This is a genomic window from Streptomyces sp. adm13(2018) (assembly GCF_008042145.1).
In the GTDB taxonomy this organism is placed as follows: Bacteria; Actinomycetota; Actinomycetes; order Streptomycetales; family Streptomycetaceae; genus Streptomyces.
Window position 1 is genome coordinate 52,403 of sequence record NZ_RDBH01000114.1, and the last position, 9,477, is coordinate 61,879.

The window sequence follows — 9,477 nt, forward strand, 5'->3', positions numbered from 1 at the left end:
GGTTCGGGGCGGTGAGGGGGACGACGTGGGTGCCGGGCGAGAGTTCGGTCATGCCGTACGCCTGGAGGACCGGCGGCAGCCCGAGCCGGGCGGAACAGGCCTCGGCGAGGGCGGCGTCGAGCGGGGCGGCGGCGCTGACGACGTACTCCAGGGAGGAGAGGTCGTAGTCGGCGACGGCCGGGTGCTTGGCGAGGGCGAGCACGATCGGCGGGGCGACGTAGAGGCCGTTGATGCGGTGCTTCTGGATGGCGCCGAGGAAGGTGTCGAGCTCGAAGCGGGGCAGGACGACGACGGTGGCGCCCTGCCGGAGCGGCGCGTTCATGAGAGCCGTGAGCCCGTAGATGTGGAAGAAGGGAAGGATCGCCAGAATCCGGTCGCCGGGTCCCATCGGGATGATCGGGTCGAGCTGGGCGAGGTTCGTGGCGATCGACGTGTGGGTGAGCATCACGCCCTTGGGGACGCCGGTGGTGCCGGAGGAGTACGGGAGGGCCGCGATGTCCTCGTCGGGGTCGATGGCGGGCTCGGGCACGGGGCCGGTCGAGCCGAGGAAGGCCTTCAGCGAACGGACGCCCTCACCCTCGGGCGCCGTGTCGCAGACGAAGATCTCCGTGACGCCGCCCGCGAGTTCGGCGGCGGCGCGGGCCGCCGGCAGGAGCGGCGAGACGGTGACGATCCACCGCGCGGCGGAGTCGCGGAGCTGCTTGGCGAACTCCTCGGGGGTGGCCAGCGGGTGCACGGTGGTGACGGCGGCGCCGGCGCGGGTGGCGGCGTAGAAGGCGATGGGGAAGAGCACGGTGTTGGGACTGTGCAGCGCGAGCACGTCCCCCTTCCGCACCCCGGCCTCCGCGAGCCCGGCGGCCACTCGCCGGTGAAAGGCGTCGACCTGCCCGTAGGTGAGGGTGAACTCCCCCGCCCCGTCGATCAACGCGGGCGCGTCCCCCCGCTCGGCGGCGCGCCCGAGCACGGCGTCATGGATCGGCAGGGAGACGGTCGGGACGGCTTCGTACTCACTGTGGAACACCATGCAAGCCCCCTGGGGAGAGGTGGGAGTGGTGGAAGACGGTCGCCAGGATCGCGCGGTGGGGCACGACTTGGGGAGACCTTGTCAGCCACCCGTAAAACAATCAAGCATGCCTGCATGTTATGAGGGGCCCTGCCGTCGCCGTTCAGGTCGTCGGCGCCGATGATCTGGGTGTACGCGGAGGATCTTCCTTTCCTTTTTCCCCGGACTTTACGATCCGGAGGCCCCGCCCTCCTTTCCATCGCCCGTCCCGGGAGAGACCTTGCTCCACACGTACCCCCGCCGTCGCACCCGTCGGCTCGCGGCCTGCGCGGCCCTCGCGCTCGGCGTGGGTCTGCTGTCCGTCGGTCCCACCTCGCCGACCGCGGACGCGGCCACCGTCGCGACCCCCGCCAAGCCCCGTTTCGACCGGGACGGCGACGGCCGCAGTGACCGGGTCTACCGGTCCGCCGCCACCGGCGAGCTGCGGATATCCCTGTCGAAGACCGGCACCAGCGCGCCGTTCGCGATCGGCGCCGACGACCTCGACGGCACCATCGCCACGGAGGTTCTTCCGGCGGACAACCTGTGGGGCACCGACGCACCGGAGCTGCTGACGCTCCGCTCCGACGGCACGCTCCGGCTGCACGCCACCAAGAGCCCCACGGCCACCGACGCCGGGCTCGTCTGGCAGGGCAACGGCTGGCACATCTACAACAAGGTCCTGGCCCCCGGCGACCTGACCAAGGACGGGCGGCAGGACCTGCTGGCCCGTACCCCGTCCGGCACGCTCTACCTGTACGCCGGAAGGGGCACGGTCTATAACGGCGGCCCGTTCGCGACGCGCGTCAAGGTCGGCGAGGGCTGGCAGGCCTACGACCAACTCGTCGGCACCAACGACCTGAACGGCGACGCGATCGCCGACGTGGTCGCCCGGACGCCGAAGGGCGACCTCTACTACTACCAGGGCACCGGCTCCGCCACCGTCCCGTTCAAGACCCGCGTCCGGATCGGCGGCGGCTGGAACGCGTACACCCAGATCATCGGCGCCGACGACCTGAACGGCGACGGCAGGGCCGACCTGCTGGCCCGCACCCACAGCGGCGTGTTCTACCGCTACCTCTCCACCGGCAACGGCACGTTCGGGGCGCGGACGTACTACGGCGGCGGCGGCCAGAACCTCTCGTACTACCTCGGACAGGGCGGCGTGCCCGCCTACGGCAAGCACGGCCTGTTCGTCGTCGACCGCGCCGGCACCGCCTTCGAGTACGGAACGCTCTCCGACGGCACGTTCACCGCGCGCAAGCAGAAGGGCGCGGCCGGCGAGTACGCCTACCGCTGGGGGACGTCCAGCGTCCACGCAATGAACATGAACGACCGGGCCACCCTGCTGACCGCCAACAACGCCGGCCTGTGGGGCGACGAGGGCTACCAGGTCTCCAGCAACCCGGCGTTCCGCGACTACGCCGCACGGATCTCGATCGGGGACGTCACCGGCGACGGCCCGACCGACGTCATCGGCCTGGACTCCTGGGGCACCCTCTTCCTCCACCCCGGCGTGAAGTACGAGACGCCGACCCGCGTCGGCGCCGCCGTGAAGATCGCCACCGGCTGGAAGACGGACCTGCTGGTCGGCACCGGGGACGTCACCGGCGACGGCCGGCCCGACCTGGTCTCCCGCTACGACGGCCGCCTGTACGTGCACCCGGGCACCGGCTCGGCCACCACGCCGTTCGCCCCGCGCGTGCTGATCGGCGCGGGCTGGGCCGGGTACGCGTACCTGGCCGCGCCCGGCGACATGAACGGCGACGGGCGGGCCGACCTGGTCGCCGTCACCGAGGGCGGCGACGTCTACCGCTACCCGGCCACCGGCCTCAGCGGCACCGCCACGTTCGGCCCGCGCGTCAAGGTGGCGACGGGCTGGAAGTACGACCACATCAGCTGACGCCGGTGCGGTGGGCCCACGCCTCGGCCGCGGGCCCACCGCCCCCTCAGTACGACTTGGGCAGCCCCAGCGTCTGGTGCGAGACGTAGTTGAGGATCATCTCCCGGCTCACCGGGGCGATCCGGGCCACTCGCGCCGCCGTGACCAGCCGGGCCAGGCCGAACTCCTTGGTCAGGCCGTTCCCCCCCAGGGTGTGGACGGCCTGGTCGACGGCCTTCACGCAGGCCTCCGCCGCCGCGTACTTCGCCATGTTGGCGGCCTCGCCCGCCCCCATGTCGTCCCCCGCGTCGTAGAGCTGCGCCGCCTTCGCCATCATCAGGCGGGCCAGCTCCAGCTCGATGTGCGCCTGGGCGAGCGGATGCGCGATCGCCTGGTGCGCGCCGATCGGCGCCTTCCAGACCTGGCGCTCCTTCGCGTACGTCACGGCACGCGCCAGCGCGTAGCGGCCCATGCCGATCGCGAACGCGGCCGTCATGATCCGCTCCGGGTTCAGGCCCGCGAAGAGCTGGAGCAGACCGGCGTCCTCGTCGCCGACCAGCGCGTCGGCCGGCAGGTGCACGTCGTCGAGGGACAGCTCGAACTGCCACTCCTGCGCGTCGAGTTCCATCTCGATGTGCTGCCGCCGGAAGCCGGGGGTGTCCCTCGGCACGATGAAGAGACAGGGCTTCAGACTGCCCGTGCGGGCGTCCGAGGTGCGGCCCACGATGAGGGTCGCGTCGGCGATGTCGACGCCCGACACGAACACCTTGCGGCCGTTGAGGACCCACCCCTCCTCCGTACGGGTCGCGGTCGTGGTGATCCGGTGCGAGTTCGAACCGGCGTCGGGCTCCGTGATGCCGAACGCCATCGTCCGCGAGCCGTCCGCCAGGCCCGGCAGCCAGGCCCGCTTCTGCTCCTCGGTGCCGAAGCGGGCGATGACCGTGCCGCAGATCGCGGGCGAGACGATCATCATCAGGAGCGGCGCCCCGGCGGCGCCGGCCTCCTCCAGGACGACGGACAGTTCCGCTATGCCGCCGCCCCCGCCGCCGTACTCCTCGGGCAGGTTCACGCCCAGATAGCCGAGCTTGCCGGCCTCCGCCCACAGTTCGGCCCGGTCGAAGCCGGGGCCGTGCCGGTGGCCGAGCGCGGAGACGGCGGCGCGGAGCGCGGTGAGCTCTTCGCTCTCGATCATGGTGCTCATACGGTCTGGTCCTCCTGTGCTGCTTCGGTCGTGGCGTCGTCCGAGACGACGGCGAGCAGGGCGCCTACCTCGACCTGGCGGCCGGGGGCGGCGTGGAGCGCGGTGAGCGTGCCGGAGGCGGGGGCGATGACGCGGTGCTCCATCTTCATCGCCTCCAGCCAGAGGAGGGGCTGCCCGGCGGTGACCGGATCGCCCACGGCGAGGCCGTCGGCGACGCGGACGACGGTGCCGGGCATGGGGGCGAGCAGCGACCCGGGGGCCGTCTGCTCGCGGGGGTCGGTGAAGCGGGGGCGGACGTCGAGCCGGTGCGGGCCGGCGTGCACGACGCCGTCCCCGTACGCCGCGACAGCGAAGTCCCGTACGACCCCGCCGACTTCGAGGCGTACGCGATCGGGGACGGCCGACACGACGCGGACGCCTTCGGGGGCGGTGACCTCGTACCCGCCGTCCCGGGTCGGCCGGTAGCGGACCTCGTGGTCCCCGTAGGTCCGCGTCTCGTCCTGGGAGCGCAGGTTCCGCCAGCCCCCGCCGAAGCGGCCCCGGCGCCCGGCGGCCTCGGCCAGGGCGGCCGCGGCGGCGGCGTACTCCGCACCGGGCCGGGGCTGCGTCAGCGCGTCGCCGTTCCGGTCGTAGAAGCCGGTGTCCAGGAGTCCCGGGTCGCCGAACTCGGCGTGCCGGAGGGAGGCGACGAGCAGGTCACGGTTGGTGACGGGGCCGTGGATCCGCGCCCGGTCCAGGGCGTGGGCCAGTCTGCGGACCGCCTCGGCGCGGGTGGGGGCGTGGACGATCACCTTGGCGAGCATGGCGTCGTAGTGGACCCCGACGGCGTCCCCGGAGACGTACCCGGTGTCGAGCCGGACGCCGCCCTCGCGGGGCCGGACACCACCCTCGCGGGGCACGGCGCCGCCCTCGCGGGGCAGTTCGAAGCGGTGCAGGACGCCCGTCTGCGGGGCCCAGCCGCGTGCCGGATCCTCCGCGTACAGCCGCGCCTCGATCGCGTGGCCGCGCGGGGCCGGCGGCTCGGGCGGCAGGGCTCGGCCCTCGGCGACGGCGAGCTGGAGGGCGACCAAGTCGACGCCGAACACCTCCTCGGTCACGGGGTGTTCGACCTGGAGGCGGGTGTTCATCTCCAGGAACTGGGCACGACCGCCGGCCACCAGGAACTCGACGGTGCCGGCGCCGACGTAGCCGACGGCCTTCGCCGCCCGGACGGCCGTGTCCAGGAGGGACGCTTCGAGTGCGGCGGGCAGGCCGGGGGCCGGGGCCTCCTCGACGACCTTCTGGTGGCGCCGCTGGAGTGAGCAGTCGCGGGTGCCGAGCGCCCAGGCGGTGCCGTGGGTGTCGCAGAGGAGCTGGACCTCGACGTGCCGCCCGTTCTCGACGTACGGCTCGACGAACACCTCGCCGTCGCCGAACGCGCTGAGCGCCTCGGCGGAGGCGGCCGCCATCTCCTCGGCCAGCAGGCCGAGTTCCCTGACGATCCGCATGCCGCGGCCGCCGCCGCCCGCCGCCGCCTTCACCAGGACGGGCAGGTCGTCCTCGGTGACGTCGGTCAGGGGGGCGATGCCGAGGAGTTCCTTGGCGCGGGTCTTGGAGGCCATCGCCTCGATCGCCTCGGGCGGCGGACCGATCCAGACGAGGCCCGCCCCGGTCACCCGCCGGGCGAAGTCGGCGTTCTCGGAGAGGAAGCCGTAGCCGGGGTGGACGGCGTCCGCGCCCGCGGCGAGCGCCGCCTCGACCACGAGGTCGCCGCGCAGGTACGTCTCCGCGGGTGTCGCCCCCGGCAGCCGTACCGCCGTGTCCGCCTCCCGTACGTGCAGGGCGTCGGCATCGGCGTCGGAGTACACGGCGACGGTGGCGATGCCCAGTTCGCGGCAGGTGCGGAAGACCCGGCAGGCGATCTCGCCCCGGTTCGCGACGAGGACGGAGCCGATCACCGGGGCCGCCGCGGTGGCCGGGGCGGTGGCCTGCGGAGTGGTCGGCGCGGTGGCCACCTCAGTGGTCGGCGGAGTGGTCGGCGGAGTGGTCGGGGTCATCGGGAGGGGCCTCACATTCGGAAGACGCCGAAGCCGCCGCGCGCGCCCTCGACCGGTGCCGTGTGGATCGCGGAGAGGCACAGCCCGAGGACCGTGCGGGTGTCGCGGGGGTCGATGACCCCGTCGTCGTAGAGCCGGCCGGAGAGGAACATCGGCAGGGACTCGGACTCGATCTGCGCCTCGACGAGCGCCCGGAGGCCGGCGTCGGCCTCGTCGTCGTACGGCTGCCCCTTCGCCTCGGCGCTCGCCCGCGCCACGATGGAGAGGACGCCGGCGAGCTGCTGCGGGCCCATGACGGCGGACTTGGCGCTCGGCCAGGCGAAGAGGAAGCGCGGGTCGTAGGCCCGGCCGCACATGCCGTAGTGCCCGGCGCCGTAGCTCGCCCCCATGAGGACGGACAGGTGGGGGACGCGGGAGTTCGACACGGCGTTGATCATCATCGCGCCGTGCTTGATGATCCCGCCCTGCTCGTACTCCTTGCCGACCATGTAGCCGGTGGTGTTGTGGAGGAAGACGAGGGGGATGTCGCGCTGGTTGGCGAGCTGGATGAACTGCGCGGCCTTCTGCGACTCCGGGCCGAAGAGGACGCCCTGCGCGTTCGCGAGGACGCCGACCGGGTAGCCGTGCAGGCTCGCCCAGCCCGTGACCAGGCTCGGCCCGTACAGCGGCTTGAACTCGTCGAAGTCGGAGCCGTCGACGATCCGGGCGATCACCTCGCGCGGGTCGAACGGGGTCTTGAGGTCCCCGGGCACGATGCCGAGGAGTTCGTCCCCGTCGTGCTTCGGGGGTTCCGCGAGGCCCGGATCGGGGTGCGCCTTGCGGTGGTTGAGGCGGGCGACGATCCGGCGGGCCTGGCGGAGCGCGTCGGCCTCGTCGACGGCGTAGTGGTCGGCGAGCCCGGAGGTCCGGGCGTGCATCTCGGCGCCGCCGAGGGACTCGTCGTCGCTCTCCTCCCCCGTCGCCATCTTCACCAGCGGCGGGCCGCCGAGGAACACCTTCGACCGCTCCTTGATCATCACGGCGTGGTCGGACATGCCGGGGACGTAGGCTCCGCCGGCGGTCGAGTTGCCGAAGACGACCGCGATCGTCGGGATGCCGGCGGCGGAGAGCCGGGTGAGGTCGCGGAAGAGCGCCCCGCCGGGGATGAAGATCTCCTTCTGGGACGGGAGGTCGGCGCCGCCGGACTCGACGAGCGAGATCACGGGCAGCCGGTTGGCGAACGCGACCTCGTTGGCCCGCAGGGCCTTCTTCAACGTCCAGGGGTTGGAGGCGCCGCCGCGCACGGTCGGGTCGTTGGCGGTGATGAGGCACTCGACGCCCTCGACGACCCCGATGCCGGTGATCAGGGAGGCGCCGACCGTGTAGTCGCTGCCCCAGGCGGCGAGCGGCGACAGTTCGAGGAAGGGGCTGTCCGGGTCGACGAGCAGTTCGATCCGCTCGCGGGCGAGCATCTTGCCGCGCTTGCGGTGCCGCGCGACGTACTTCTCGCCGCCGCCCGCGAGCGCCTTGGCGTGCTCGGCGTCGAGGGCGGTGAGCTTGTCGAGCATGGCGGCGCGGTGGGCCCGGTAGTCGGATCCGCCGGTGTCGAGGGCGGAGGCGAGGACGGTCACAGGAGTCCCTCCGGGATGTCTGTCGCGCGGGAGCGGAGCCACTCGCCGAGGGCCTTGGCCTGGGGGTCGAAGCGGGCCTGCGAGGCGACGCCCTCGCCGAGGATCCCGGCAAAGGTGAAGTTGAGCGCGCGCAGCCGCGGGAGGACGTGCCGGGTGATCGTCAAGTCCGCCGTTTCCGGCAGGAGTTCGCGCACGTGGTCGACGGTGAGGGCGTGTGCGAGCCAGCGCCACTCCTCCTCCGTCCGGACCCAGACGCCGACGTTGGCGTCGCCGCCCTTGTCGCCGCTGCGGGCGCCGGCGATCCGGCCGAGGGGGACGCGCCGGGTGGGCCCCGGCGGGAGCGGCTCGGGGAGCGCCGGCTCCGGAACGGCCTCCGGCTCCCGGGTCCGCGGCGGTACGGGGACGGGGACTCGGGTCCCGTCCGGGAGCACGGCCGTGTGCGGGACGTCGGCGGCCGGTACGTACGCGCTCTCGAAGACCCCGTAGGGGGCGCCCTTCCCGGGCGGCGCGGTGACGTGGAAGCCGGGGTAGCTGCCGAGGGCGAGTTCCACGGCGGCGCCGGTGAGCGCGCGGCCGACGGCCTCGGGCGCCGGGTCCCGGACGACGAGCCGGAGGAGGGCGCTCGCGGTCTCCTCGGTGTCGGCGTCCGGCCGGTCGGTGCGGACGAGTTCCCAGCGGACCTCGCGGGGCCGTGCCCCGGCGAGGGCGTCCTCGACCTGGCCGCGGACGAGGGCGGCCTTCTCCTCGATGTCGAGCCCGGTCAGGACGAACACGACCTCGTTGCGGAAGCCGCCGAGCCGGCTGAGGCCGACCTTGAGCGTCGGGGGCGGGGCCTCGCCCCGCACCCCGTCGATCCGGACCCGGTCGGGCCCCTCCTGGGTGAGCCGGACGGTGTCGAGGCGGGCGGTGACGTCCGGCCCGGGGTAGCGGGCGCCGGCCGTCTCGTACAGGAGCTGGGCGGTGACCGTTCCGACGTCGACGAGGCCGCCGGTGCCGGGGTGCTTGGTGATGACGGCGCTGCCGTCCTCGTGGAGTTCCGCCAGCGGGAAGCCGGGGCGGCGGAGCAGCGCCGGGTCGTGGGCGCGGAAGAAGGCGTAGTTGCCGCCGGTGGCCTGGGTGCCGCATTCGAGGACGTGCCCGGCGACGACCGCGCCCGCGAGCCGGTCGTACTCCTCGGGCCCCCAGCCGAAGTGCCACTGCGCGGGCCCGGTGACGAGGGCGGCGTCGGTGACCCGGCCGGTGACGACGACGTCGGCGCCGGCCGTGAGGCAGGCGGCGATGCCGGCGCCGCCGAGGTAGGCGTTGGCGGCGAGCGCGCCGTCCACGGCGGGCAGCCGGTCGCCCTCCACGTGCGCGACCCGCGTGGGCAGGCCGAGCTTGGCGGCGAGGGTGCGCAGGGCGTCGGCGAGCCCGGCGGGGTTGAGACCGCCGGCGTTGGCGACGATCCGGATACCGCGGTCGTGCGCGAGCCCGAGGCCCTCCTCCATCTGCCGCAGGAAGGTTTTGGCGTACCCGGCGGCCGGGTCCTTGAGCTGGTCCCGGCCGAGGATGAGCATGGTCAGTTCGGCCAGGTAGTCACCGGTGAGGACGTCGACGGCCCCCTCGGTCCCGCCGCCGGTGAGCATCTCGCGGACGGCGTCGAACCGGTCGCCGTAGAAGCCGGAGGCGTTGCCGATACGGAGAACCATCACGGGGCTCCTTGGGCG

The 9,477-nt window shown here is 73.5% G+C and carries 5 protein-coding genes and 1 pseudogene; 1 reads left to right on the forward strand and 5 read right to left on the reverse strand.

What is annotated here, in order from left to right:
- Positions 1-1,024 (reverse strand): annotated as a pseudogene (locus EAO70_RS12370) (AMP-binding protein); the annotation flags it as partial.
- Positions 1,025-1,283: 259 nt separating this feature from the next.
- Here EAO70_RS12370 and EAO70_RS12375 point away from each other — a divergent pair.
- Entirely contained in the window at positions 1,284-2,945 is a 1,662-nt protein-coding gene (locus tag EAO70_RS12375) for an FG-GAP repeat domain-containing protein (RefSeq protein WP_148003067.1), read from the forward strand.
- A 46-nt stretch (positions 2,946-2,991) separates the two neighbouring features.
- On the opposite strand, the gene EAO70_RS12380 is transcribed toward EAO70_RS12375, so the two are convergent.
- The 4 genes from EAO70_RS12380 to EAO70_RS12400 form a co-directional block, all read right to left on the reverse strand.
- Positions 2,992-4,125, reverse strand: coding sequence for an acyl-CoA dehydrogenase family protein (locus EAO70_RS12380; protein WP_148003068.1), 1,134 nt, complete (start codon positions 4,123-4,125; stop codon positions 2,992-2,994).
- The gene (locus EAO70_RS12385; RefSeq protein WP_148003447.1) at positions 4,122-6,062 is read right to left on the reverse strand and encodes a biotin carboxylase N-terminal domain-containing protein; all 1,941 of its coding nucleotides are present in this window, start codon (positions 6,060-6,062) and stop codon (positions 4,122-4,124) included. Before EAO70_RS12385 ends, EAO70_RS12380 begins: the two co-directional genes overlap by 4 nt.
- Before the next feature lie 110 nt (positions 6,063-6,172).
- On the reverse strand, positions 6,173-7,771 hold the full coding sequence (locus EAO70_RS12395) for an acyl-CoA carboxylase subunit beta (protein WP_148003069.1): 1,599 nt from the start codon (positions 7,769-7,771) through the stop codon (positions 6,173-6,175).
- The gene (locus EAO70_RS12400) at positions 7,768-9,459 is read right to left on the reverse strand and encodes an acyclic terpene utilization AtuA family protein (RefSeq protein WP_148003070.1); all 1,692 of its coding nucleotides are present in this window, start codon (positions 9,457-9,459) and stop codon (positions 7,768-7,770) included. The genes EAO70_RS12395 and EAO70_RS12400 overlap by 4 nt, the downstream gene beginning before the upstream one ends.
- Positions 9,460-9,477 lie beyond the last annotated feature (18 nt).